The sequence below is a fragment of the Pseudomonas sp. MF6767 genome (genome assembly GCF_016405475.1).
Classification (GTDB): Bacteria; Pseudomonadota; Gammaproteobacteria; order Pseudomonadales; family Pseudomonadaceae; genus Aquipseudomonas; species Aquipseudomonas paracarnis.
Window position 1 is genome coordinate 72404 of sequence record NZ_JAEKCY010000013.1, and the last position, 25969, is coordinate 98372.

Sequence of the window (25969 nt, forward strand, 5' to 3'; positions counted from 1 at the left end):
TGCGATGACGCCGGATCAGGCTACTTAGATCTCAGGTGTCCACGTCACCCCAACCATCCACACCCGACCTTCTTCACGATAATTCTGGCTTTCCCCGAGGTAGCTGTACTTCGCCCGTGCGTAAGACTTGTCCAGCACGTTATCCACCTTCAACGACAACGACACCTCCCGGTTCAACGCCCAACTACTGCGCAGCCCCAACAAGGCATAACCGCCCAGACGGTTGCGGTTGGCTTCATCGTCGTAGCTGCTGCTGATCGCTTGCCAGCTGGCGCCGAGACCGAGTTGATCAAATTGCCGGTCCAGATCCAGGTTCACCGTTCGCCGGGCGCGACGTGCCAGGGTGTGGCCGCTGTCACGGTCACGCGGGTCGATAAGCGACAGGCCCAGGTTGCCCTGCCAGCCAAACAGTTCCTGCTTGAGCGCCGCTTCAAAGCCGTTGATCCGCGCCGACGCCACGTTTTGCGGCTTGCCAGCGTCAAGGATAATCGCGTCGCTCAGGTCGGTGCGATACAGCGAGGCTTCCAGGCGCGTGCTGTCGCTCAGTTGGCTGCGCCATTGCAGCTCGTAGCTCTTTGATGTCTCGGGCTGCAGGTTGGGGTTGCTGTACTGGGTGTCGGGGTAATAGAGGTCGTTGAAGGTCGGCGCGCGAAAGCCTTCGCTGTAGCTCAAGAGCAGGTCATTGTCAGGGTTGACCGGCAAGGTCAGGGTGCCGCTCCAACTGTTCTGGCCGCCGAACTGCTGGTTCTGGTCGCGGCGCAGGCCCAGCTCGGTGGAAAACCACTGGCTATGGAAGCGATGCTGCACGAACGCTGCCCGGTTCCAGCGGCTGTTCTCGGTAAAGGTGGTAGAACCGTGGAAACGATCTTCGTACCAGTCGCCGCCGACGATCAGGCTGTTTTGCTCATCCAGGGTCAGGTCGTTCTGCCAATTGACCGAGTCGCGGTAGGTGTTGAATGCACTGTAATCATCGCTGAGGGTATCGCGCTTGGTGTCGCGGTTTTCACTGTGGCCCAGCTCCAGGCGCGACTGCCAGCTGTCATTGAGCTTGGCATCGAGATAGCCGCTGGCGCTGCTCACGGTGTAGTCGGTGTAGGGTTTCTGGCCCAGGCTCTGCCCGGTGGCGCCGTCGTAGCGGCCATAACTGTTGTCGTACTCCGACTTGCCACGGTTATCCCACAGGTTGAAGCCCGCCTCCAGCTCATCGCTGAACGAATGGCTGAGGTTCAGGCTGATGGACTGGTTGCGGTACGCATCATGGTCGCCGTCACTGGGAAACGACGCGTGGCTCGCGTTGATACCGGCGGTTTCATCCAGGCTCGCGCCCAGGTTGAAACGCGTGTGTTCATCGCCGCCCGACAGGCCCAGGCTGCGCTCCCAGGTCTGGTTGCTGCCAAAGCCAAGTTTCAAGCGCGGCTGCAAGCCTTGCTCGGCATTGCGCCGGGTGAACACCTGAATCACCCCGCCAATCGCATCGCTGCCATAAATGACCGAACGTGAACCGCGCAGCACTTCCACCCGTTCAATCTGATCGACGTTGAGGTATTGCAAGCCGCTGTCGCCGGAGGTGGTGTTGGCGATGCGTTGGCCGTCCACCAGCACCAGGCTCTGCGCCGATTTGGTGCCGCGAATGAAAATCCCCGGCAAACTGCCACGCCCACCGGATGGCGCAACTTGCACGCCCGGCACGCGGCTGAGCAGGTCGGTGACGCTGGTGGGCTGAAGGCGGTCGATGTCGGCGCGGGTGAATACGGTGTTGGCGGCGCTGCTGTCATTACGCGCCTGGACTTGGCGGTTGGCGCTGATGACCACGTCGGAGAGCTTCAGGGCCTGGTCGCGGGTGTCGGCGAGCAGGTCAGCGCAGGGTAGCAGCAGCAGGGCAAGGCACAGGCGTTTCATGGGCTGTCCATAGCATTCGAAGGTCATGCAAAACCACTGTGGGAGCTGGCTTGCCTGCGATAGCGGTGTATCTGACACATTGTTAGCGAATGTGCCGCCGTCATCGCAGGCAAGCCAGCTCCCACATTTGGGGCAGATTACAGATTCAGTAGCGCCAGGCGCTCGCGAACGGACGCCTCGATACCCGCCTCATCCAACCCGCATTCAGCCAGCATCTGCGCCGGCTTGGCGTGCTCAACGTATACATCCGGCAAGCCCAGGTGCAGCACCGACTTGAGGATATTCTCCCGCGCCAGGAACTCGCTGACCGCCGCACCGGCGCCGCCCATGATGGCGTTCTCTTCGACGGTCACCAGCAGCTCATGGCCAGCGGCGATCTCGCGCACCAACGCGTCATCCAGTGGCTTGACGAACCGCATGTCGACCACGGTGGCGTCGATCTTCTCAGCGACTTTCAAGGCTTCGGCCAGTTGTACGCCAAACACCAGGAATGCAGTCTTGCTGCCTTGGCGACGCACGATGCCTTTACCGATTTCAATCGGCTCCAGGTCTTTCTCGATCACGGCATTCGGGCCTGTGCCGCGCGGGTAGCGCACGGCGGCCGGGCCGTTGTACAGGTGGCCGGTGCTGAGCATCTTGCGCAGTTCGTTCTCGTCGCTCGGAGTCATCACCAGCATGCCGGGGATGCAGCGCAGGTACGAGAGATCGAAACTGCCGGCATGGGTGGGTCCGTCTTCGCCTACCAGGCCGGCGCGATCGATGGCGAACAGCACATCGAGGTTCTGCACCGCCACATCGTGAACCAGTTGGTCATAACCGCGTTGCAGGAAGGTGGAGTAGATCGCCACCACTGGCTTGGCGCCTTCGCAGGCCATGCCGGCCGCGAAGGTCACGGCGTGTTGCTCGGCAATCGCCACGTCGAAGTAACGCAGCGGGAAACGCTCGCTGAACGCCACCAGATCGGAGCCTTCCTTCATCGCCGGGGTAACACCCACCAGGCGCGGGTCGGCAGCGGCCATGTCGCACAGCCATTCGCCAAACACCCCGGAATACTTCGGCCCGCTGGCCTTTTTCGGCGCGGCGGCGGGGGCATCGAGGGGTTCGAGCTTGGTGATCGCGTGGTAACCAATCGGGTCGACTTCCGCCGGAGCGAAACCTTTGCCTTTTTTGGTGACAATATGCAGGAATTGCGGGCCCTTGAGGTCGCGCATGTTGCGCAACGTGGCGATCAGGGTGGGCAGGTCGTGGCCGTCGATAGGGCCGATATAGTTCCAGCCCAGCTCTTCGAACAGGGTGCCGGGTACCAGCATGCCCTTGGCGTATTCTTCGGTGCGACGCGCGATTTCCCACGCGCCAGGTAGGCGCGACAGCACTTTCTTGCTGCCTTCGCGCATGCTGGCGTAGGTACGGCTGGAGAGGATCTTCGCCAGGTAATTGGACAAGCCACCCACGTTGCGCGAAATCGACATGTCGTTGTCGTTGAGGATCACCAACATGTTGGCGTCCACTTCAGGCGCATGGTTCAGCGCTTCGAAGGCCATGCCGGCGGTCAGCGCGCCGTCACCAATCACCGCAATCGCCTTGCGCTCACTGCCTTGCAGGCGGGCGGCAATCGCCATGCCCAGCGCTGCACTGATGGACGTGCTGGAGTGGCCGACACCAAAGGTGTCGTACTCGCTCTCGGCACGGCGCGGGAAGGCGGCCAGGCCGTCCTTCTGGCGCAGGCTGGCCATGCGCTCGCGACGGCCGGTGAGGATTTTATGCGGATACGCCTGGTGGCCCACGTCCCACACCAGCCGGTCGTCCGGGGTGTCGAACACGTAATGCAAGGCGATGGTCAGCTCGATCACGCCCAGCCCGGCGCCAAAATGCCCACCGGTCTGGCCGACCGTGTAGAGCAATTCCAGGCGCAGCTCATCGGCCAGGGTTTCCAGCTCGGCTTCACCCAGTCGACGCAGGCCGTCCGGCGTGGCAGCACGGTCGAGCAGGGGCGTAGACGGGCGTTTGCGGGGAATCTCTTGAAACGTCGTGGGCATCAGGCGAATCGTTATAGGTATAGAAGAGGCGGCAGTTTACCTCAAGCCGTGCAAACTGCCCACGCAGAGGGCCTAACTTGGCCGATATGCGGCGCAAATGGCCGCGGCTGTCAGTGGCGACGTTCGACGATATACCGCGCCAGGTCACGCAGTGGCTCGGCCGCCGCGTCGAAAGGTCGCAGGGCATCCAGGGCCTGGTCGCGCAGCTCGACGGCGTACGCCTTGGCGGCTTGCAGCCCCAGCAATGCAGGATAAGTCGGCTTGTCCCGTGCGATATCGGCGCCTTGGCGTTTGCCGAGGGTGGCGGTGTCACTTTCCACGTCGAGAATATCGTCCTGCACCTGGAAGGCCAGGCCGATAGCGCGGGAATAGGTCTGCAGGGCCGCCAATTGCTCGGCGCCGGCGCGGCCACTGGCCAGGGCGCCCAACTGCACGGCCGCCTCAATCAGCGCGCCGGTCTTGTGGCGATGCATGTGTTCCAGGGCTTTTTGATCCAGCTTGAGGCTGACCGAGCCCATGTCGATGGCTTGCCCGCCGACCATGCCAGCCGGGCCTGCGGCGTGGGCCAAGGCGGTGACCATGCGCAGGCGGATCTCGGCGTTGACGCTGCTCAAGCGCGGGTCCAGCAATGCGCTGAACGCCAGGCTCTGCAAGCCGTCACCGGCCAGGATCGCATAGGCTTCATCAAAGGCTTTATGGGTGGTGGGCTGGCCGCGACGCAAATCATCATCGTCCATGGCTGGCAAATCGTCATGCACCAGGGAATAAGCGTGGATCAACTCCACCGCACACGCCGCGCCATTGGCCTCGGCCGCCGGCGCTCCCAGGGCTTCGCAGGCCGCATAGGCCAGCAACGGGCGCACCCGCTTGCCACCATTCATCACGCTGTAGCGCATGGCTTCATAGAGGCGCGTCATTTCCGGGCTTGGCGCAACAAACAGGGGCTCCAGCGCGGCATTCACCCGGGCTTGGCTACTGGCCTGGTATGCGCTGATCATTCCGGCTGTTCCGCATCGAAAGGCTCTTCGGCCAACTCCCCGTCACGCTCCAGCAACACCTGGACCTTCTGCTCCGCCTGCGCCAACGCGCTCTGACAGTCGCGGGTCAGGCCGATGCCTTGCTCAAACGCTGTCAACGAGTCTTCCAGCGACAACTCGCCGTTCTCCAGACGCTCGACCAGGGCTTGCAGGTCGGCGAGGGATTGTTCGAAATCGAGTGCAACTTTTTTGCGGGCCATGGCGGCAATTCCGGTAGACGGTAAACCGGCGCGACACTAGCAGACATGGGGGATTGGGGCAAATGAGTGGCGCACACACGGTGGTGTAAGCCGATTGATGAGTTTATTCGGCTCACCGAGTCTCAGCTTGCCTTCGTGGCGACCGAGCACTCCCCCTGCGCCGCTTTCAATTGGGCCTCGAAGACCAATAAACCCCGATGCATATTCTGCAATGCCACAATTTGCATGGCTAACGCTTGCTTCTTATTGGCGATGGCTTGATCAGCCTTGTCCCAAGGAAGCGCGTCACCCTCGTACCCCTGCAAAATCTCCTGTAATTCCTTGAGCTTGAACCCCAGCTGTTGCGCGCACTTTATAAACATCAGCCGCTCGACACTCTGCGCGGTATAAACGCGATAACCGCCCTCACGCGCAGGTGCTGGCATCAGCCCGATCGCCTCATAGTGACGAATCGCCTTGATGGTCGTGCCGGACAACTGCGCGGCTTTGCCGATGTACATGAAAATTCCCTTTTTCAAATAGTGCGCCGGCCTGTTTGAGCCACTTGGCCCGCTGCGTCAGCGAAGAGCCCAGCACCGGCCCCAACAGCAGCGTCTTGCTCGTCGCGATGCCGCACAGCGCCAGCGTGGTGCGCCGCATTTGGTGGATGGCCGGCATGCGATAAGCCCAGCGGTAATACCACGGCGGCGTGTCGAGGGTCACTAACAAGTGCGCGGTTCGGCCCTTTAGCAGCGTGTCTGGGAATGCCTTGCCTGTGCGGTATTTGAAGGCAAAGCCGGGGAGGAAAACGCGGTCGATAAAGCCCTTCATCAGTGCCGGGATACCGCCCCACCAGACAGGGAAAACCCAGGCCAGATGCTCGGCCCAAAGGATGTCGGCTTGGGCGCTGAGCAAGTCAGGTTCCAGCGCTTGAACCTGGGTGTAAGCATGATGAAGGATGGGGTCGAACCTGAGATCACCCAGGCGCAGGACGCGGACTTCGTGACCGGCCGTTTTAGCAGCGTGGATATAAGTGTGTGCGAGGGCGGAACAAAAGCTATCGGCGGACGGGTGGCCGAGAATGACCAGAATGCGCTGACTCATGGTGATAAGTTCTGAGAAAAGGGCATTCAGGGTAGGGGGTGCCGTATAGGGGAGAGTCAAGTGCCAGCAGGACCTTTCTGTGAGGTACGCAGGACCCTTCCTGAACTGTTCTCGAATGCTTGTGACGGTACTGTCGGTTGGCTAGCCTGCCGAAAACACCAGAGTAAAAAAGGCATGAGCGAAACTTCTATCGGGTTGATCGCGCCTCCTGAGGGCTACGGCGATTGGCTGACAGACCTCAAGGGCCGTATCCATCAGGCGCAACAGCGCGCATCAATTGCCGTTAATCGTGAGCTGGTGCTGCTCTACTGGCAGCTCGGCCACGATATTTTGACGCGTCAGCACGCTCAAGGCTGGGGTAGTAAAGTGATTGACCGCCTTGCGCAAGATCTGCGAGCGGCCTTTCCGGACATCAAGGGTTTTTCGCCGCGCAATCTTAAGTACATGAGGGCTTTTGCCGAGGCGTGGCCGGATTCGGAGTTTGTGCAAGAGGTGCTTGCACAATTGCCTTGGTACCATCAAATCGCGCTTCTGGACAAACTTCCCGGCCCTGAAACGCGACGTTGGTACGCCATCCAAACGATCAAGCATAGTTGGTCGCGCAACACCTTGGTGATGCACATTGAAAACCGCCTGTTGGAGCGCAGTGGCAAGGCAGTGAGCAACTTCGAAAGCCATCTGCCCAAAGCGCAATCCGACCTGGCTCGCGAGTCTCTTAAGGACCCTTATCGCTTTGATTTCCTCAGCCTGGGTCAGAATGCACAAGAGCGCGAAATCGAAAACGCCCTGATCAAGCATGTCACTGACTTCTTGTTGGAGTTGGGCGCAGGTTTTGCCTTCGTTGGCCGGCAAGTGCTGCTGAATGTAGGCGGCGATGAGTTCTTCATCGACCTGTTGTTCTATCACCTGAAGCTGCGTTGCTATGTGGTGATCGAACTCAAGGCGGGCAAGTTCAAGCCCGAGCATCTGGGCAAATTGAGCTTCTATCTTGCGGCGGTGGATGCCGAGATAAAGCACCCACAAGACGGCCCGACTATCGGTCTCTTGCTGTGCAAGGGTAAAAATGAAGTGGTGGCTGAATATGCACTGCGCGATAACAACCGACCTATTGGTGTGGCGGAATATCAACTGATGGAGTCTTTGCCAGTCGAACTGCAGTCGAGCTTGCCTAGCATCGAGCAAATCGAGCGAGAGTTGGCGGGATAGGCTGGGTCTTTTCGGTGGCTGAAAAATGTAAGGAAAAATCTCACGCGTGAGCTATTGAGTACCTTGCGGATTGCCTGTAGATTTTCTCACGCGTGAGTTTTTCACAGCGAGGTCAGTACCATGAACAGCAGCTCTCCATCGAGCCCATCAACTGGGCCCGATACCGATTCAACAAGCCTCAAGGGAGAGCGCTTGAAGCCGTCCGCAAAAAAGCCGTCGAGCTTTTACATGAAGCAGATGCGTGCGGGGCTGGCGGCGGCCGGTTATGTGAAACACGAGACTTGGGTGCTTCCCGAAAACCGAAGCCTGCTCAAGCAAATGGAGAAACAGCTACGCCAACCGATCCTGGCTGGCTCATTCATGTCGGAGAATTTCATGAGCGCAGGTACCAACTGGAATATCGATCGCCTCTTCAGTGCTCTTCAGGCGCTGGATGACGTGACGTCCAATGACATTACGCTTTCTCTCGTCCAAGGCTCCGAGTCCAGCATCAAGCTGGAGATGAACGACTTTGGTGGCTTGCCGATTTACATCGCGGTGGTGGGCGAGCAAATCATCGTGGATACCGTCCTGGTCGACGCCGAGTCCATCAACGATGTCGCGAAATTCAACGACGCCGTGCTGCGCAGCCGGGAGATGTTCCCGTTGTCGTCCATCGGTATCGAGTCCATGCCGAACGGGCAGGTGGTTTACAACATGTTCGGTGCGCTCAGCTCCGACTCCAGCCTGACCAACATCGTGACCGAGGTGAAAACCCTGGTTGATAACGTGCAGCGCGCCAGCGAAGCCTTCGAACGTTTCTTCATTTAATTATTCGGGAAAACCCAATGACTCAGTCCATCTGGAGCAAATTGTTCACCGCGTTGCGTGGCGGTGCCAGCGAAGTCGGCGAATCGATCGTCGACCAACAGGCCCTGCGCATCCTCGACCAGGAAATTCGCGATGCCGACAGCGCCTTGGCCAACGCCAAGCGTGAATTGGTAAGCATCATGGCCAAGCACAAACTGGCGGCTGATCGCGTTGGCGAGTACGACGCCAAGATCAAAGACCTGGAATCCAAGGCGATGGCCGCTATCCAGGCCAACCGTGAAGACCTCGCCCTGGAAGTGGCCGAAGCCATTTCGACCCTGACCAACGAGCGGGACGTGGAGCAAAAGCAGACCACCGAGTTCGGTGGGTACGCTGAGAGCATGCGCAAAGACATCACCAAGGCCGAAAGCCGCATCAAAAGCCTGCGCCAGCAAGTGGACATGGCCAAGGCTCGCGACAGCGTGCAAAAGGCCCAGGTCAGTGCCTCCATTGCCAGCGGCGGTGCCAACGGCAAGCTGGAAACCGCCGTCGGTACGCTCAATCGCTTGCAGGCCAAACAGCAACAACGCGCCGCTGAGCTGCAAGCCCAGGATGAGCTGGCTGAAGCGTCGACGGGGACAGACCTGGAACGCAAACTGCGCGATGCCGGCATCACGCCGAACGAAGGCAGTGCCAATGCGATTCTGGAGCGTCTGAAGCAAAAGTCGGCTGAGTAATCAACGTAGGTCAGTTAAGCCTGCAACTCTGTGGGGAGGGAGCTTGCTCCCGCTGGGCTGCGCAGCAGTCCTGTTTTTGGGGCCGCTTCGCGCCCCAGCGGGAGCAAGCTCCCTCGCCACAGTGGCAGTGCCTTTCTTTTGTATGTTGAGGTCAGGATGAACGCCTTGAAGGGTTTCAAGACAATCGCAGGCCTGGCCCTCTTCATGGTCGCGCTGCAACTGCTCAATGTGGCGACCGGTTACAGCCTCATGGCATTCGGGCTAATCCCAAGAACGGTGCAGGGTCTGTTCGGCATCCTCTCCTCGCCGTTTTTGCACGCCTCCTTCGCCCACCTGAGCGCCAACCTGATTGCCTTTGTGATCCTGGGTTCTCTGGTCATCATCGAAGGGGTCAACCGGTTCATCGCCGTCAGCGCCATCATCATTCTGCTGGGCGGCTTGTTGGTCTGGCTGTTTGGTTTTTCAGGCGTACACGTCGGCGCCAGCGGCTGGGTGTTCGGGCTATGGGCTTATCTGCTGTCTCGCGCCTGGTTCCATAGAAGCTGGGGCAACCTGCTAACAGCCGCTGTCGTGGCTTTGCTGTATGGCGGACTGGTCGTGGGCTTCCTTCCGCGGCAGGGCGTTTCCTTCGAAGGGCATCTGTTTGGTGCGCTCGCCGGATTTATTGCAGCCAAGGTACTTCTATCCACGCCGCGCAGCGGGTTTAATGCCGGGTGAACGCACTTGAGCATCCAGACGCCGAGGCGATGCTGTCGTCAGGATTCAAGTACCCAGGGAGCCAGGGGCCAAATGTCGATTTTCCTACTGTTACGCATGTACGCCTCGTCCCTCTTTCACCGCTTCGGTTGGGCAGGGCTGATCGTTGCCTTGGGTGTCCACCTGAGCACGGCTTATCTGGGCCTGGTGTTGCTGGGCGAACAACACCTCACCGCTCCCGCCACGTTTATCTACTTCTACCTCACCACCACACTCACCGTCGGCTATGGCGACCTCGCGCCGCAGACCTCGGCGGGACGAATTTTCGTGGCGACCTGGGTCATGCTCGGGGGCATTGCGCTGCTCACGGCCGCCATCGGCAAAACCACCAGCAGTGTTATCGATGCATGGAGAAAAGGCATGAAGGGCAAAGGTGATTTCACCGGCAAGGTCGGCCATACCGTGCTGATCGGCTGGGAGGGCGCGTCCAGCGAGCGGGTGATTGAATTGTTGCTGCAAGACGAAACCTCGAACGACAACCTGATCGTGATCTGCGATTGCAGCCTTGAAGAAAACCCGATGCCGGGCAAAGCAGCGTTCATCCGCGGCGAAAGCCTGTCTTCCACCGCACTGTTGCTGCGTGCCGGTGTGCCCGGTGCCGAGCGTGTGCTGGTGCGAACCCCGTCTGATGACCTGACGCTGGCCACCGTGCTGGCGGTGAACCAACTGAGTCCCGTCGGGCATGTGGTCGCCCACTTCAACGAAAGTGAAATCGCCGCACTCGCCAGCTCCTACGCCCCGCGCCTGGAGTGCACGTCCAGCATGGCAATTGAAATGCTGGTGCGCGCCTCTCAGGATCCGGGCTCGTCGGTGGTCATCAATGAATTGCTGTGCGTGGGGCAGGGCGCCACCCAGTACCTGATGAAATTGCCCGAAGCCTTTGAGGCAACATTCGGCGAGCTGTACACGCAGATGAAGGAGCGCCACAACGCCACCCTCATTGGCTATCGCGCCAAAGGTGTTCAGCAGCCGTCGATCAACCCGCCCAGTGCCACAGAGGTCAAAGGCGGCGAACTCTTCTACATCGCTTCCACTCGCCTTAAGGAAATCTCCCATGGGATGGCTTAAACAGTTGATGGGGCTTGAGGCCCCAAAAGCCACTACCGACTCGAGCCGAACCGCCAGCCCAAGCCTGCCTGCTACCGGTCCTTTGGGCCTGGCGCCGGGCAAGGGCGTGATGTTCGACACCACCCTGAAATTGCTGCTCGATGAAAAAACCAACGTGGTGATCCCCGGCTCCCAGGAAATCTGGAGCAATGGCACCATCGATCTTGGCCAGTCCACCTGGCTGTCGCGCTATTACATGAACGACGAAGATTATTGGTTGCAGGTGCACACCACCGGCCAGATAGCGGGCCAGGTCGAGTCAGTGATTCTGTTCAACTACCTCAGCTACGTCACCATCAGCAGTGAAGCGGAACTGCGCAGGCTGGCGGGCCCACAGAGCCTGATCGGGCTGCCGACCTACACCCACGACGGCGTTGAGTACTTCCGGGAGTGGGGCAGCGAGGACGGCCAGACCGAATTGGTGGCGATGAGCGAACAGGTCACCAGCCCAGAAGCCACCTACAGCGTCGAGCACCGTTCGATGCTATACGCCCGCGACACCGGCCTGACCGACCGTCGAGAATTCCTGCTGTTCTCCGTCGAAGAAGATGCCGAAGGCACCATCAGCCTGAGCATATCCCTGGGCATTTCGCTGTACACCACCGACCTGACTACGCTCTAAAAAAGGAAGCCGTCCATGCTAGAAGCACTCTCCATCTCCCTCAACAAAGCTGCGGTGCTCGGCTTTGTCCTCTACATCCTGGGGGCTGCGGTACTGTTCGCGCTGTTCCAGTTCATCTACACCCGCATCACCCCGCACAAGGAGTTCGAACTGATCCGTGCGGGCAACACCTCCGCAGCGGTCGCCCTGGGCGGTGCCATCGTCGGTTTCGCCATTCCGGCCAGCAACGTGATTGCCTACTCGATCAACGTTCTCGACTTCATCGTCTGGGCCGTGATCGCCGCCGTCGTCCAGCTGCTGGCGTTCCTGCTGACCAGCCTGGTGCTCAAAGGCACGTCCGAGCGCATCAAGAAGGGCGAACTGGCGGCCGGTATCTACGTGGCCGCGGTGGCCATCAGCGTCGGCATGCTGAATGCCGCGTGCATGACGCCCACCTCGAACTGATTGCCCACGGAGCTCCCGATGAAACGAAGCAAGTACGTCCAGCTGTCGCTGGCAGCGTCGGTCGCCATGGCGATATCCGGCTGTGGCCCAACGGAAAAAACCTACGACCTGCAAAAGAAGTACAACTTCCAGTCGGTACAGCAATGCGCCGATGAAAAACTTCCGGTAGACGTCTGCTCGGACGCCTACATGACGGCCATGGTCGAGCATCGCCGCATTGCGCCGGTGTATGACAGCCAGGCCGATTGCGACGCCGACTTTGTTGCTGATTGGTGCCAGCAAGACTCCACCGGCAAATTCATCCCGCGCTTGGGCGGTTTCGAACTGACCGCCGAAGGCCAGGTGACCCAATCCCAGGTCGACGCTGCCAATGCGCAAGCGGCCAACGCTCAGGCCAGCGGCGGCGGCTCAGGCTTCTCCACCAGCAGCCTGCTGACCGGCTTGCTGATCGGCAACATGCTGAGCAACAACCGCAACAGCTACCGTTCGGAACCGGTGTACCGCTATCGCGATGATCGCGGCAACTACGGTAATTCGACGCTCAACCAGCGCGTGTCCAATGGCGCGACCTTTGGCCGTTCCAACCAGGCCCGCTACGGCAGCAGCAATTACACCAGCACGCTGCGCTCTTCACCTAAGTCGAGCTCGGTTTCATCGGCCACCTCTCGCGGCGGCTTCGGCAGCAAAGCCAGCGCACGCAGCGGCTGGGGCGGCGGGTCGAGCAGCTAAGGAAACCGGCCATGAAGAAGATCCAATGCGCAGAGCGTCATGACTGGAAACATACAGCCGAGAGTCTTGGCTTCCTGTTCCATACCATTGACGGCGAACCTTACTGGGACGAAAGCGCGTACTACCAGTTCACGCTCAAGCAAATCGAGCGCGACCTCGAAGACCCGACCGCCGAGCTCCATGACATGTGCATGGACCTCGTCGCCCGCGTGGTCCACAGCGAAGAACTGCTTGAACGCCTGAGCATCCCCGCGCCTTTCTACGACATGATCCGAACCTCATGGCTCGAAGGTCACCCGCACCTGTACGGGCGCATGGACTTCTCCTACAACGGCAGCGGGCCCGCCAAGTTGCTGGAGCTCAACTACGACACCCCCACCAGCCTCTATGAAGCAGCCGCGTTTCAGTGGGGCTGGCTGGAACAATGCATCGAGCGCGGCCTGCTGCCCAAGCACGCCGACCAGTTCAATAGCATCGACACCAAACTGCACCAGGCCTTCGCCCAACTGCAGGTCAACCAGCCGTTCTACTTCGCCTCGATGAAAGACTCCATCGAAGACAAAGGCACCACCGACTACCTGCGTCTGGTTGCCGAAAAAGTCGGCATCGAATCGCGCCACATCGACGTCGAAGACATCGGCCTGACCAGCGAAGGCCGCTTCGTCGACCTTGAAGATCGCTGGATCCCCCACCTGTTCAAACTGCACGCCTGGGAGTTCATCTTCCACGAGCCCTTTGGTGCCGCGATTGCCAAGAGCGACACGCAGTTCTTCGAACCCGCGTGGAAATCGATCCTCTCCAACAAAGGCATCCTGCCGCTGCTGTGGGAGTTCAACCAAGGCCACCCCAACCTGCTCGCGTCCCACCTGGACACCGACCAAGGCAAGGCCGTGCCAAAAGGCTGGGTGCGCAAGCCGTTCTTCTCCCGGGAAGGCGCCAACATCGAACTACAAACCGCGGACGGCCTGATCGTAAAAGAAGACGGCCCCTACACGGATGCGCCATTCATCCTTCAGGAGTTCGCACCGCTGCCAAAATTTGGGGACAGCTACACGCTGATCGGCTCTTGGGTAATTGGCGACCAGGCCGCTGGCATAGGTGTGCGAGAGGACAATAGCTTGATCACCAAGGACTCAAGCCGGTTTCTGCCGCACTTGATCCTGGATTAAGGAAGTTGATCGTTCCCATGCTCCGCTTGATCGTTCCCACGCTCCGCGTGGTAATGCATCCAGTGACGCTCCGCGTCACCCACACGCATCTCAATCTACGCCCATAAAAAAGCCTGCCTTTTCAGGCAGGCTCAATACGGAGCATGGCAGTCTTAGCTCTGGCGAGCAGACAGGGCCGAGTAGCTGTTCATCAAATTGCGATAGTTAGGAATCCGCTGGGACAACAAATTCCCCAGCCCTTCGATATCGTTGCGCCAGTCGCGGTGCAACTCACACGCCACCGAGAACCAGTTCATCAACTGTGCACCGGCCTGTGTCATCCGGCTCCACGCCGCCTGCTGCACCGTGGTGTTGAACGTGCCCGACGCATCCGTCACCACAAACACCTCAAACCCTTCCGCCAGCGCCGACAACGTCGGGAACGCCACACACACATCCGTCACCACACCGGCAATGATGATTTGCTTACGCCCCGTGGCCTTGATCGCCTTGACGAAATCCTCGTTGTCCCAGGCATTGATCTGACCAGGGCGAGCGATATACGGCGCGTCCGGGAACATCTCCTTCAACTCCGGCACCAGCGGGCCGTTAGGGCCTTGCTCGAAACTGGTGGTGAGGATGGTCGGCAAGTTGAAGAACTTGGCCAGGTCAGCCAGGGCCAGCACGTTGTTCTTGAACTCGTTGGGGGAGAAGTCCTGCACCAGGGAGATCAGGCCGGTCTGGTGATCGACCAGCAGAACAATGGCGTCGTCTTTGTTCAAGCGGTTGTAGGTTGCAGTGCTCATGGTTGAATCCTTTTTTGTTTAGGTTGGTTGGGCGTTGCGTTCAACATGGGCACAGATTAATGGGTGGGTGACGAGGGATAAATTGGGTGGAAGGAGTCTTACTGTCAACTTAAAAGAGACAGTTGTTGGCGCATAATGTTTGCATCGGATTGCTGCGCAAAGGATCCCCATCGCCTGCATCTTATGGTAGCTGTGCGCAGCACACCCTCGTGTGCGCCGGGTTCCAAGCGACCGGTGGACTAACTGCTTACGGCTGCCACCGTTTGTTTAGTTCCACAAATGACCGCTTCAATTAGCGATTGGAACTTTGCTATGGATAACGTTGTTTTGGATTCGATGTCGTCACGCGACTCATGTCTCACTGACATAGCAATTTTATTGAGTGGCAGTTTTTCAAGCGTTGGTGGTAGTTGCGGAAAATACTCAATTCGGTCAGGCCGGTTCTACTCATTGTCTAAGCGTATTGGGACGATCGAGAGGTCACGATTTTTCGGTTTGCTCTCCCGTTTTGCTTATTCAGACGATTTTCTCGAGCAGATTGTCTCCTAGGTGACACTTTGGGCTTTCTCGCCTTAATAGAATTAGAACTCCCATGTTTCACGCACGTTGTGAAAAGTGCATGCGCGCGTGGTAGGGCCCTTTGTGTATTCGTCAAAGGGCCATTTTACGAATCGGAGTCGGATAACAATGTATAAAAAGGCTGTTTCTCGAGTTTTTGCCCTGAGTGCTTGTGCAATATCGCTTCAAGCATATTCCAACGGCGTCACAGTTAATGAGCAAAGTGCAAGTGGGGCGGGCACGGCATTTTCTGGCAGGGCATCGACTGTTCTGGACGCAAGTATTATCTACGGAAATCCCGCAGGATTAGTAAAGCTCAAGCGTTCGGAGATCAGCGGTGGTTTTGCAGTCATTGATCCGAGCATTGATATAAAAAATGTATCGAGCGGTGCTCGAGGTACTAATAAGGGTGATTCAGCTCCTATTACAACCATTCCGTTTGGGTACGCTTCGTCCCCCTTGAGTGATGACGTCAGTGTTGGGATAGGTGTGTATGCGCCGTTCGGACTGATCAACGACTATGAGTCTTCGTTCCAAGGTCGCTATCACGGATCATATAGTATGGTAAAAGTCATCACTTTCCAGCCAACCATCAGCTTCCGAATCAATGACTTCATTTCTGTCGGAGGAGGTTTAACCATAAATCGTCTTGATGGCAAGTTGAAGAATGACTTGGCCACCGCAGCGCTTAACCCAACTGGAAAAGATACCGAACTCAAGATTAAGGGGGATGATACTGCTATCGGTTATAACCTTGGTGTGATGATCGACATCAGTGAGTCTGCCACGTGGGGCTTAGCCTACCATTCCAAGGTTGATTATAGCCTCAAAGGCCACATCAGCGTTTCGGAGTCCCCCGCTGCTTTTCGCTTGAACGGTCGATACGGCACGAGCATGGATGTCACTCTTCCAGAGTCTGTCGACACCTCACTGACATACCGCTTCGATGAGAAGTTGACTGGTTACCTTGGCACAACTTGGACACGCTGGAGTCGCCTGAAGGATTTGACTGCTGAGAATGAGGGAATCCCTCCGCTCGGCGTCGCTTTAGGATTTGGGACGGTGGGTGAGGAGGTCAACTTTCGTGATATTTGGTCAGTGGCTGTAGGTACTGCCTACCAATTGACACCGCAGTGGGTGCTGCGAACTGGCTTTGCCTACGATCCGTCTCCGACGACGAACGAAGATCGGATCGTTCGCATCCCTGTGGGGGATCGTCGAACAGTGACTGTTGGCGCAGGTTACTCTCCCTTGAGCGAGCTGACATTCGACATTGCATATGCTTACCTTTGGGAAAACGCTGCTCCGGTCAGTCAGTCAAACTCATCCGGTCTCCAGCCCGCATACAGTGCGAAGTACGAAAATAGCGCACATGGACTGACAGCGCAGATGACTTATCGCTTTTGAGCGGGCGATGTTGATATCGCACTTCGGCGCCCTGCCGGGTAATTGCTCCGCTACGGTGGTTGTCAGATTTACTGGCTGTTCCTCATCTTTGCCAGAACAACCCTGACGATATAAAGGTTTCGTCTTTAAACGACCTCTACAGTGGTTTTCTGGCCGCGGACTGTACCGACAATATCATGGTATATTGCCTGTCGCTATGCAGAGTATTCTGGATAGCGATGGGGCCGAGGCCGACTATATAACTCTGATAACATGATCTTCGCGCCTCGGTCATACCAAGGTTTCCAGATACTTGGGTCCGTTTAAACCCCCGTTGACAAATTGGATGTAAGTTGTATAAGGCCGCGCGCTGCAATAGGCGTTTACGCGTGATGATCGGACGATTTACCAATTCATATAGAGTGGCCGATTCGGCGTAAGATCAGTCAAAGTTTCAGAGCGCGAAGTTGGCATTACGTCAATGAGACATTTGGCAGAACTCCAGCACTTGGTCGGTCATGATTTGTAATTGTTTATCCACCAGTTCGTCATTGCATGCACCGTCCGCCTCGAAAGTTGTCTGCGTCGAATTGATCACAACGCCCATAGGTGTGGGCCAGCCACGCAATGCATGAACGATACTGCGCAATCCCACTAGGGTAGCCGCGCCGGCCTGCCAGCCTGCCGCTAAACCGATGCAGCCCACGGCGCGACGACTTAGGTAGGGATGCGCATCGCCACGCGCCTCCTCCATATAGTCGAGAGCGTTTTTCATCAATCCAGAAAGCGCTCCGTGATAACCGGGCGAGGCCAGAATCACGCCATCGGCTTGCCGTATCTCGTTGAGCAAATCCTGCACCAGTGGGTGGGAAACCGGTGCTGAGCCATACAGGGGTAACTGCAGTTTTTCTCCCCCCAACAGTTTGATGCGAGCTCCACCGTTTTCTGCATGACTGAGGACGTTGAGCAGCACTCGCTCAGTCATTGAACCGGAGCGAGTAGTGCCACCGATAGCCACGATATAAGGTTTTTTCATTTCAGTGTCTCTTCCGTGCAGATGAAGGCCGGCCGGCGAACGGCCTGCCAGTAGTCGTTCACCAAACCGGCGATTAGCTCGCGTGCGGGCTCCGAACGCTTGATCGCATCCACGCCGTGTCCCGCGGACCGTACTTGAGTCCAGCGTCGTTTTGCGCCTTTGGGATCGGCGAAGTCGATCGCCGTGGACTTGCCCGGGTTGTCATCAGTGATATCCGCAAGATCCAAACTCTGCCGCAACCAGTTGGCTGCCACACCGGTGACTTGGTTGCTTAGCACCAGATCCTCGAAGCCAGATTCCACTAGCATTTTCCTGTAGTGCTCATCAGCGAGGCTTTCTTGGCAAGGAATGAAACGCGTACCCATGGATGCTAAATCTGCACCCAATAATTCGGCGGAGCGTACTGAAGCCCCCGTCATCAAGCCTCCGGCCAGTACCAAAATGCCGTCGAAGAACTCACGAACGGCGCCGACCATGGCGAAGCCGTTCATCTGTCCCGTATGCCCGCCAGATCCGGCACTGACTAAAATCAGGCCATCAGCGCCTGCCTTAGCGGCCTCCCTTGCATATTTCAGCGAGTTGACATCCGCTAGTACGCGGCCACCGTATCTCTGTACCCGCTCGATTACCGCCTTGGGACTGCCAAGCGCAGTGATCACGAGTGGTGGCTTGAACTCTTCAACTAACTCGAGATCTTGCGATAGACGATCATTACTGCGGTGTACCACTAGGTTGACCGCCCAAGGCGCATCCTTTTCGGTAAGCGTCTGGCTAATCTGCAATAGCCATTCTCGAAGAATCGCAGGAGTGCGGGCGTTGGGAGTCGGAAAGCTACCAATTACACCGTTTCGGCAACACTCGATCACCATTTGCGGTCCAGAAATGAGGAACATTGGAGCCGCGATTAGCGGCAATGCAAGACGTGAACGCCACTCCGTAGGAATGCTCATTGGAGGTCTCCTCTGTTTCAGAACATAGAGACGTTGGTATCGAGCCCAAGGAATAGCCGCCCGACCACTTCATAGGTGGATTCACTCACCATGAAGTGTTGGGTGACTACGTGGATGTCACGCAGACATTGCTGCAGGGGCGAACTGTCAAAAATCGAAGAGCCACCACCCAGTTGATACATGCTGGTAACGATGTTACGGGCGATCTCTACTGCGTAAGTCGTAGCCAAGCGAATATCGCGGCGCTTTTCAAGGGCAATCACACCTTGCTGCTCGGCCTCATTCCACGCCTGACGAACGGATTCCATCAAGAAAGCCCTCGCTGAGCGCAAGCCAGCCTCGGCCTTTGCTATTGCCTGTTGCGTGCCCGGACGTTGATCCAGGGTTTTGCCGCTGAACTGCGGTGTTCGCACTTTGGCTAGGTCGCACAGGCTGTCCAGCGCATGTCGGGCTATACCCAGCGCCACAGCACCTACGCCAATACCGAGCAGGCCGAATGCGGGAAACCGATAAAGCGTTCGAGGCAGCGGCTCATCATCCGTAAGCGAGGCGCTGTGATGTTCAGCTACGAATACGTCATGCACTTCGAACTCGCCGCTGCCACTTCCACGTAGCCCAAACGTGTCCCAGTTGTTCAGCCAAGTCACTTGGTCTCGACGGAATACCATCATCTGCACACGTGTAAAACCGTCGGCGAGGATTTCTGGTTTGCCCTGCGCGTTGAGGACCATGCAGCCACCGAGGACGATGTCAGCATTTTTGCTTGCCGACCCCCATGCCCAGCGACCACTGATGCGAAAGCCCGGTACGCCGTCGCGCACTTCACGTGTGGCTTTGCCACGCGGAGCGAACACACCCGCCGCCTTTAGCTGAGGATTGGAAAACAGTTCGGACGCGCCCTCATTGGGTAAATAGGCGGCGAGAATACAAGCGGTGCAGTCGATGAATGTGCACCAGGCAGCCGAGGCCTCGTAGCTTGCCAGCCGCTCAATAACTTCGACAAAGGTCTCCACACTCACTTCCAGTCCACCATACTCGCGCGGCGTCAGCATACGGTACAGTCCGGCGCCGGCCAGCGCTTCGGCCAAGTCTTGAGGCAGGAATCGATTGGCTTCGATCTCCTTGCTCCGGGCCGCACAGCGACGCCCAAGATCATCGGCCGAGGCCAAGAGGTCTTCACGCTGGGAATCGGAAGGGGCAACAGTGCTCATTATTGTTCTCCTGTTTTCAAGCGGGTGGCAGACAGCTGCACAGAAAAGTACTCCAAGTGGAGTATTTTTACTTTTATCCGAGTGGATAATTTTGTCAATAGGCGCGTATCTGAAATAATCACCCCTCATGCCGCAGCCGGAAAAATTGGCCGTGGAGAACCGTCTTCCTCCTCAGGTCTTGTCATGACAGAACTGCATTCGAATAAACCGTCGCCGTCCCGCTGCGACGAAAACCTTTCCGCCAAAGGGGAGCAGCGCCGCCTTTCGCTGATTGAAGCAGCCATGCGTCTGATCGTTCGCGATGGGCATCACAGCCTCAGCTTGCGCAGCGTGGCCAAGGAGGCGGGTTGCAGTCATGGCTCGGTTGCTTACTATTTCGGTTCGAAGGGCGCATTGATGTCGGCAGCCATCGACCATGCCTGCGAAAAAATCGCCATCAGTTTCAGCGAAATCGCTCCTGACTTAGAGGCGTGCGCACATGACCCAGCACGGTTCGCTACGCTCATCGCCCAGTACAACACTCGCCTGCTGATCGAGGATCGCAGTATGGGGATCGCTGTATACGAACTGAATCTTGCCGGTGCCCACGACCCGAGCTTGCGTCCAGCCCTATCAAAGTGGGGACGTATACACGCTGACCTTTGCAGAGAGGCGTTTCTGAAGCTCGGCTCGCAGGACCCAGGCGCCGACTTTGCCTTCGTCTTGCATGCCATCGGCGGCTTGGTCATTGCTCAGTTATCCCTTCCACGCAAGGACTTCGAGCATCGGATTTTCCTACCCGCCATCGAGCGTTTGGTATTCAGTGTTGCTGGACTCGCGCCGAGAGCTGCTCAAGCTAAATCCTAGTGTGGCGTGTTAATACGTAGAGTAATAAAGCATTAAACAATATATAAGTTATTGTGTTACTCATGATTGTTGTGGGGGCTGACGTACCACGTTGAAGGTGGGGGCGCATTTGCCAGTCTGATCGAGGGGGCAGGGTTCGGTATTTAGATCGGCTTTTTTGCAGTTGTGTTGATATATAAGGCTGAGGTTGTGGAGGGTTGGCTTCTAATCAAGTCTGGCGCGTAGTCTCTTTTTCGTAGGTCAATAACAGTAATCGACGAGCGTATCGCCAACCACAGGTTGTCCGAATTTGCGTGACGGCTTGTAGTCGTGATTTGATGTGGTCAGGGCGCAACCTGGTAAGCCGTACCTTGAACATATTCTGGCGGCGAATAGGTCGGTTGGTTAGAGACGATTGATTACATGCGAAAGGGGAGTGATGAAATGACCGGTTTTAATTGGATCGAAGACTTGAGTCCTTCGGCTAGCGAAGCTTTGCGTGAAAAGTCACGCATACGTAGCCTGCCTGGTGGCATTACTCTGTACCGTCAGCGTGATCCAATGACGGAGGTCTTTCAGATTGTTTCTGGCGCGGTTCGGCAATGTATATTAACCGCGGATGGTCAAGAAGTTCTGATCTATATCTATAGGCCCGGAGATGTAATCGGTGACAGCGCTGTAGCTAGCAATGAATCGTATTCGATAAACTTTATCACGCGGGGGAAGTCGGTATTAAGAGTATGGGGTGCGCGTGACTTTAATGATCTTAGGGCTCGTTATCATGACATTGAAGCGGCTATAGTTGCGCAGACTAGTCGTCGACTCAAAGGTGCGCTTCAGATAATCGAGGAGCTTTTGACGCTGCCGGTCGCCGCCCGCATAGCGTCTCGGTTTGTTTCTTTGGCACAGATGCAAAAGTCAGAAAAAGTTGCTGTCAGCCTGAGTTTGTCCCGATCAGATATAGGCTTGATGGTTGGCAGTGCTCGACCTAATGTTAACCGAGCAATAAGGGAATTGCGCGAGTTGGGTCTAATAGAAACCGATTACGGTAGAATTTTGGTAAAGAATAGGGAAGGGCTTGTCCGCTACATAAACGATCATGGTCGTCAAACTAAAAACAATATAGATGATGAATGATACGACATCGCGACGGGTGATGTTGCATGAGAAGGTACAAGAGTGTCATTTGTATGACGTTGTTAGGGAGCGACTCTTTCTATCATAGGGGCCCGGTGTGTGACCCAGGGCGGATCGGGTTCATTACAAAAATCGAAGCGCTTTAAAATTGTTCTCTGATACGCACACGTCCGGTGGGTAGCATTAAAAATGAATAGTAATAATAAGCTTTTTGATGTGTCTGGCAAGGTTGCTGTCGTAACTGGAGGCACTCGAGGGATAGGTTTCATGATTGCCAAAGGGCTGGTGCAGAACGGGGTTAAAACCTATGTGGTATCTCGCAGTTCTGAAGCCTGTGCACAAGCAGAAGCTGATTTGAAACAATATGGTGAGGCGATCGCAATCGCTGCCGACTTGGCAGACCTAGCGCAGCTGGACGTTGTGGTCGAAAAAATTTTGGCGCGTGAGCCAGAAATCGACATTTTGGTAAATAATGCTGGCGTCACTTGGGGGGCGAGTTTTGATGCGTTTCCTGAAGCTGGGTGGGATAAGGTGATTGATCTCAATGTGAAATCTGTCTTCTTCTTAACTCAGCGCTTGGTGAACGCGTTAAAGGCAGCCGGCAGCCTCGCGGATCCATCTCGAGTGATTAACATCGGTTCTGTCGACGGGATTAGTGTTCCTGAGTTTGAAAATTATTCATATTCCACAAGTAAGGCAGCGGTGCACCATTTGACCCGCCATTTAGCGTGCGATCTCGCGTATGCAAACATTAACGTTAATGCTATAGCGGTAGGCTCTTTCAAAACTAAAATGACAGAGTTTATGCTTGGTAAGCATGGCGATGCTATAATAAAGTCAATGCCGCGCGGACGTCTTGGTATTGAATCAGATATCGTTGGAACCGTTATTTTTCTAACGTCCGCGGCATCGTCGTTTATGACTGGAGCAGTGATTCCGCTTGATGGCGGTTGTTCAATCAGTCGATAAGAATGCACCCGCTGATAGACTTTAAAAAGATCGAAATATTCTCTATTAGAGTAATTGAGGTGACCGGGTAGTTGTGAAAAATCAGTTTTTTCCGCGGTCCACTCGCTGGTAAAAATCAAAGAATATTTAATATTGGTGTTGCAATGTTCTGGAGGCGATAGTGGCCGCTGTGCTTGCGATGCTCTGTTTTGCAGCTTGAGCGCGCGTGAATATTTTCAGGGCGTTGCGGGGTTGTGAGCTAGAACTTTTTCCCAATGGGTTTAGGGAGGCGGAAGCCACGACCTTCTGGAATACTTCCCATTTTTTATTGCGGTAAAATTATTGTCTGCAGTGTACTTCGATTTGGGGGGCTATTGTTAATGCAATTGAGTTATGGTCTGTGTGTCATCTAATATTAAATGTGATTTCTGTGTTCGATATGCTATTAATTACCTGCCAGGTGTTTGCTGTTTCTCTGTGGTTGCAATAATTAAATATCAAGCGCGTTTTTTCTTGGTGGTGATTGCGGGTGTTGTAAAACTCGGCTAGCTGAGTTTTCCCTAAAGCCATATTTACGGATGGGTTAATTAAAGAACACCATGGGAAAGAGAAATGTCCGAAAGCCCCGAAATATCTTAGCTATCAGGAAGATTCTCGGATGGGGCAGGATTATTTCGGACATTAAAAAGCCGGCTTGTGGCCGGCTTCTCGGGGGACTGCCTCAGCTTGTTTTTGACAAACCTCACCAGCCTTCAAATCGCTCAGCCCACATTGCGTCAGGCTGAATAGTAGGGGCATCCGCGGGAACTCCTCCGCTTCGCCGGCAGGGAATCAGCTAAAAGCGACCCCTGCCAAATGTGCGGCGCATGATACCCACATTCACTTCAGTTGCCCACCTCCGGTTCCGATTTAGAGCCTTCCCAGCCCAGCAGGTGTTCATCCAGCGGCACCGGTGGGCGGCGGTTGTTGAGGGTGGACCACCAGAATACCCAGCCGACGATCTTGAAGCTTTGCTCGAAGCGTTCCTCGTGGTTCAGATATTCGTCCGGGTGTTCGCTGGCGTTGTGGCTGCGCATGCGCAGGCCGCCGCCAGGGCGGTTGTAGAGGTATTTGATGCGCAGCATGCCGTCGTGTTCGACGGCGTAGATTTCGCCGTCGATGATTTGGGTGCGGCCTCGGTCGATGGCGAGGGTGGCGCCTTGTTGGATGATGTCGATCATGCTGTTGTCGACCATGTAGGCGCCTATCGCGCGGTCGGGGTTGACGTTGAGGGTTTCCAGATTGTGCAAGGAGACGCGGATGCGTTCGGTTGAGGTGAAGGTGGGGTGGAGAGGGATCTCCACGTCGGTTTTTTCCGGGCGGCAGGCGGGGCCTGTGAGGTATTTGCCTGTGTCTTCGCGGGTGGTTGCAATCCTTGCGATGGGGCCTTCCAACAGGTAGTTGGCAGGCGGGTGCTTGGGGCCTTTACCGTCGCTTAACCAGCGACTTGAGACGCACAGCAATTCTGCGATCTCGTTGAGTCGGCCCATGGGGACGCCGCGTTTGAACCAGTTGTTCACGTGCTGAGGCGTGACGCCGCGGTTCTTGGCGAAGTCGGAGGCGGAAAGATGAACTTCCCGTAGTAGTGCTTTTAAACGATCACCTGATGTATTCATAAACGCAGAGTTTACTGGCCGGAAAGTCCCATCAAATAAACCATGCGTTGATTTGCAGTTGTAGGATCTGGCTTAGTTATGGCTTGATCTTTCATATGTGCAACTTGGTTAAACGCTGCAACTAAACATTGAACTTGATGTTTAGTCTGGCCCATAAAAAAGCCCCGAATTAACGGGGCTTTTTATTTGCCGTGGCAATGAGGTGCGGGTGTCAGCCTTTGTAGGCAGCAACCGACTTCATGATCTCGGCGCGGGCGGCGTCTGCGTTGCCCCAACCGTCGATCTTCACCCATTTGCCTTTTTCGAGGTCTTTGTAGTTCTCGAAGAAGTGCTTGATCTGTTCCAGCAGCAGTGGCGGCAGGTCGGTGTATTCCTTCACGTCCACATACAGCTGGGACAGCTTGTCGTGTGGCACTGCGATGACTTTGGCATCGCCGCCGCCGTCGTCGGTCATGTTCAGGATGCCGACTGGGCGGGCGCGGATAACCGAGCCTGGGGTGACCGGGTAAGGGGTCACGACCAGCACGTCGAGCGGGTCACCGTCGTCAGCCAGGGTGTTGGGGATGAAACCGTAGTTGGCCGGGTAGAACATCGGGGTGGCCATGAAACGGTCAACGAACAGGCAGTCGCTGTCTTTGTCGATTTCGTATTTGATCGGCGCGTGGTTGGCCGGAATTTCGATGGCGACGTAGATGTCGTTCGGCAGGTCTTTGCCAGCCGGAATCTTGCTGTAGCTCATTGGGCGTTGCCCCCGTTAGTTGGCCATATGACATGGCCGGATTGGCCTAAAAGTGGCGGCGATTATAGGCATATTCTGACGCCGATGCCATGCGCCAAGCGTCGTACGGTCATTCGCCCTGTGGCGAGTAGCGCGGGTCGCTGGCTTGCAGTTGAGTCAGGCGGGCCAGCGGATCTTGGCGATAAAAGCGGCTGAGTTGGGCGTACACCTCTGGATAACTATTGACCAGTAAATCCGGGGCGCTGAAGAAATATTCACTGGTGACGGCAAAGAATTCCGCCGGGTTTTCCGCAGCGTAAGGGTCTATCTCGGTTTCGGCGTCCGGGTTGGCGTCCAGCTGACGGTTGAGCTCATCGAAGGCGCCTTGCATCACGCTGGCCCAGTCCTGCACGCGCATGTCGTGGTGCAGCGGTGGCAGGCCGTTGGCGTCGCCGTTGAGCATGTCCAGCTTGTGCGCCAGCTCGTGGATGACCAGGTTGTAGCCTTCCCATTGGCCGCTGGCGAGCACACCAGGCCAGGCGAGGATTACCGGGCCTTGTTGCCAGGCTTCGCCGCTGTGTTCGCCGTCCCATTCGTGCTCCACGCCACTGGCATCGCGATGGCGTTGCGGGCTGAGGAAGTCGTCGGGGTACAGCACGATCTCATGGAAGCCCTGGTACCAGTCGAGGTCGCCCAGGTTCATCAGCGGCAATTGCGCCTGGGCGGCGAGCAGCAGGCGTTGTTCCTGGTGCAGTTCGACGCCGGGCAGGGCGGTGAGGTGTTTTTCGCTGAGAAACACCACGCAGGCTTCGCGCAGCCACTGGTCTTGCTCCGGCGTGATGCCGTCGAGGAAGGTCAGGTGGTGGCGCACCCGTTGCCAGGTGTCATCGGCAATCGGGTGCTTGGCCAGCAGGCGCCGGCGACGCCAGGCGCTGAGGGACCACAC

At 56.8% G+C, this 25969-nt stretch carries 26 protein-coding genes; 13 read left to right on the plus strand and 13 right to left on the minus strand.

Annotated features, from left to right (window positions below):
• Positions 1-24: 24 nt before the first annotated feature.
• From JFT58_RS19955 to JFT58_RS19980, 6 genes are all read right to left on the minus strand, one after another.
• Complete coding sequence (locus tag JFT58_RS19955) at positions 25-1899, minus strand: TonB-dependent receptor domain-containing protein (RefSeq protein WP_054896932.1); 1875 nt, start codon at positions 1897-1899, stop codon at positions 25-27.
• A 137-nt stretch (positions 1900-2036) separates the two neighbouring features.
• Positions 2037-3935 carry a 1-deoxy-D-xylulose-5-phosphate synthase gene (dxs, locus tag JFT58_RS19960; protein ID WP_034126860.1) on the minus strand — a complete coding sequence of 633 codons (1899 nt, stop codon included), beginning with the start codon at positions 3933-3935 and terminating at the stop codon, positions 2037-2039.
• Between the two features lie 110 nt (positions 3936-4045).
• The gene (gene ispA, locus JFT58_RS19965; RefSeq protein WP_034126861.1) at positions 4046-4933 is read right to left on the minus strand and encodes a (2E,6E)-farnesyl diphosphate synthase; all 888 of its coding nucleotides are present in this window, start codon (positions 4931-4933) and stop codon (positions 4046-4048) included.
• Entirely contained in the window at positions 4930-5172 is a 243-nt protein-coding gene (locus tag JFT58_RS19970) for an exodeoxyribonuclease VII small subunit (protein WP_003194556.1), read from the minus strand. Before JFT58_RS19970 ends, ispA begins: the two co-directional genes overlap by 4 nt.
• A 122-nt stretch (positions 5173-5294) precedes the next feature.
• Positions 5295-5672: a MerR family transcriptional regulator gene (locus JFT58_RS19975; RefSeq protein WP_054896931.1), complete on the minus strand. Its 378-nt coding sequence runs from the start codon at positions 5670-5672 to the stop codon at positions 5295-5297.
• On the minus strand, positions 5611-6255 hold the full coding sequence (locus JFT58_RS19980) for an NAD(P)H-dependent oxidoreductase (RefSeq protein WP_082423386.1): 645 nt from the start codon (positions 6253-6255) through the stop codon (positions 5611-5613). Before JFT58_RS19980 ends, JFT58_RS19975 begins: the two co-directional genes overlap by 62 nt.
• 174 nt (positions 6256-6429) lie before the next feature.
• Between JFT58_RS19980 and JFT58_RS19985 the strand changes: the two genes are divergently transcribed.
• The 9 genes from JFT58_RS19985 (at position 6430) to JFT58_RS20025 (ending at position 13814) form a co-directional block, all read left to right on the plus strand.
• On the plus strand, positions 6430-7461 hold the full coding sequence (locus JFT58_RS19985) for a PDDEXK nuclease domain-containing protein (protein ID WP_054896929.1): 1032 nt from the start codon (positions 6430-6432) through the stop codon (positions 7459-7461).
• Positions 7462-7689: 228 nt separating this feature from the next.
• A complete protein-coding gene (locus JFT58_RS19990; protein WP_034126864.1) occupies positions 7690-8271 on the plus strand; it encodes a YjfI family protein in 582 nt (193 codons plus the stop codon).
• A gap of 17 nt (positions 8272-8288) precedes the next feature.
• On the plus strand, positions 8289-8987 hold the full coding sequence (locus JFT58_RS19995; RefSeq protein WP_014720114.1) for a PspA/IM30 family protein: 699 nt from the start codon (positions 8289-8291) through the stop codon (positions 8985-8987).
• Between the two features lie 156 nt (positions 8988-9143).
• On the plus strand, positions 9144-9704 hold the full coding sequence (locus JFT58_RS20000; RefSeq protein ID WP_054896928.1) for a rhomboid family intramembrane serine protease: 561 nt from the start codon (positions 9144-9146) through the stop codon (positions 9702-9704).
• A 72-nt stretch (positions 9705-9776) separates the two neighbouring features.
• On the plus strand, positions 9777-10811 hold the full coding sequence (locus tag JFT58_RS20005) for an ion channel (protein ID WP_054896927.1): 1035 nt from the start codon (positions 9777-9779) through the stop codon (positions 10809-10811).
• Positions 10798-11472 (plus strand): DUF2491 family protein, encoded by a 675-nt coding sequence (locus JFT58_RS20010; RefSeq protein ID WP_054896926.1) that lies wholly within the window; start codon positions 10798-10800, stop codon positions 11470-11472. Before JFT58_RS20005 ends, JFT58_RS20010 begins: the two co-directional genes overlap by 14 nt.
• 15 nt (positions 11473-11487) lie before the next feature.
• Positions 11488-11916, plus strand: coding sequence for a DUF350 domain-containing protein (locus tag JFT58_RS20015; protein WP_003194539.1), 429 nt, complete (start codon positions 11488-11490; stop codon positions 11914-11916).
• Positions 11917-11934: 18 nt separating this feature from the next.
• On the plus strand, positions 11935-12645 hold the full coding sequence (locus JFT58_RS20020) for a DUF1190 domain-containing protein (protein ID WP_054896925.1): 711 nt from the start codon (positions 11935-11937) through the stop codon (positions 12643-12645).
• A gap of 11 nt (positions 12646-12656) precedes the next feature.
• Positions 12657-13814, plus strand: a complete 1158-nt coding sequence (locus JFT58_RS20025) for a glutathionylspermidine synthase family protein (protein WP_054896924.1) — start codon at positions 12657-12659, stop codon at positions 13812-13814.
• A gap of 152 nt (positions 13815-13966) precedes the next feature.
• On the opposite strand, the gene ycaC is transcribed toward JFT58_RS20025, so the two are convergent.
• A complete protein-coding gene (gene ycaC, locus JFT58_RS20030; protein WP_014720109.1) occupies positions 13967-14599 on the minus strand; it encodes an isochorismate family cysteine hydrolase YcaC in 633 nt (210 codons plus the stop codon).
• 687 nt (positions 14600-15286) lie between these two features.
• Between ycaC and JFT58_RS20035 the strand changes: the two genes are divergently transcribed.
• Positions 15287-16564 (plus strand): outer membrane protein transport protein, encoded by a 1278-nt coding sequence (locus tag JFT58_RS20035; RefSeq protein ID WP_054896923.1) that lies wholly within the window; start codon positions 15287-15289, stop codon positions 16562-16564.
• A 457-nt stretch (positions 16565-17021) separates the two neighbouring features.
• Here JFT58_RS20035 and JFT58_RS20040 read toward each other — a convergent pair whose 3' ends face one another.
• The 3 genes from JFT58_RS20040 to JFT58_RS20050 are packed head-to-tail and all read right to left on the minus strand — an operon-like array spanning position 17022 to position 19740.
• A complete protein-coding gene (locus JFT58_RS20040; protein ID WP_054896922.1) occupies positions 17022-17579 on the minus strand; it encodes an NADPH-dependent FMN reductase in 558 nt (185 codons plus the stop codon).
• Positions 17576-18529: an NAD(P)H-dependent flavin oxidoreductase gene (locus JFT58_RS20045; RefSeq protein ID WP_054896921.1), complete on the minus strand. Its 954-nt coding sequence runs from the start codon at positions 18527-18529 to the stop codon at positions 17576-17578. The genes JFT58_RS20040 and JFT58_RS20045 overlap by 4 nt, the downstream gene beginning before the upstream one ends.
• Before the next feature lie 17 nt (positions 18530-18546).
• A complete protein-coding gene (locus JFT58_RS20050; protein ID WP_054896920.1) occupies positions 18547-19740 on the minus strand; it encodes an acyl-CoA dehydrogenase family protein in 1194 nt (397 codons plus the stop codon).
• 183 nt (positions 19741-19923) lie between these two features.
• Between JFT58_RS20050 and JFT58_RS20055 the strand changes: the two genes are divergently transcribed.
• The 3 genes from JFT58_RS20055 to JFT58_RS20065 all read left to right on the plus strand — a co-directional run bounded on the left by JFT58_RS20055 (position 19924) and on the right by JFT58_RS20065 (position 22671).
• Positions 19924-20586, plus strand: a complete 663-nt coding sequence (locus tag JFT58_RS20055) for a TetR/AcrR family transcriptional regulator (protein WP_082423385.1) — start codon at positions 19924-19926, stop codon at positions 20584-20586.
• Between the two features lie 423 nt (positions 20587-21009).
• A complete protein-coding gene (locus tag JFT58_RS20060) occupies positions 21010-21702 on the plus strand; it encodes a Crp/Fnr family transcriptional regulator (RefSeq protein WP_198834502.1) in 693 nt (230 codons plus the stop codon).
• A gap of 189 nt (positions 21703-21891) precedes the next feature.
• The gene (locus tag JFT58_RS20065) at positions 21892-22671 is read left to right on the plus strand and encodes an SDR family NAD(P)-dependent oxidoreductase (protein WP_054896917.1); all 780 of its coding nucleotides are present in this window, start codon (positions 21892-21894) and stop codon (positions 22669-22671) included.
• An 863-nt stretch (positions 22672-23534) separates the two neighbouring features.
• Here JFT58_RS20065 and JFT58_RS20070 read toward each other — a convergent pair.
• The 3 genes from JFT58_RS20070 to JFT58_RS20080 form a co-directional block, all read right to left on the minus strand.
• Positions 23535-24305, minus strand: a complete 771-nt coding sequence (locus JFT58_RS20070) for a LexA family transcriptional regulator (RefSeq protein ID WP_034126892.1) — start codon at positions 24303-24305, stop codon at positions 23535-23537.
• 211 nt (positions 24306-24516) lie between these two features.
• A complete protein-coding gene (ppa, locus tag JFT58_RS20075; protein WP_003176323.1) occupies positions 24517-25044 on the minus strand; it encodes an inorganic diphosphatase in 528 nt (175 codons plus the stop codon).
• A gap of 109 nt (positions 25045-25153) precedes the next feature.
• The gene (locus JFT58_RS20080; protein WP_054896916.1) at positions 25154-25969 is read right to left on the minus strand and encodes a zinc-dependent peptidase; all 816 of its coding nucleotides are present in this window, start codon (positions 25967-25969) and stop codon (positions 25154-25156) included.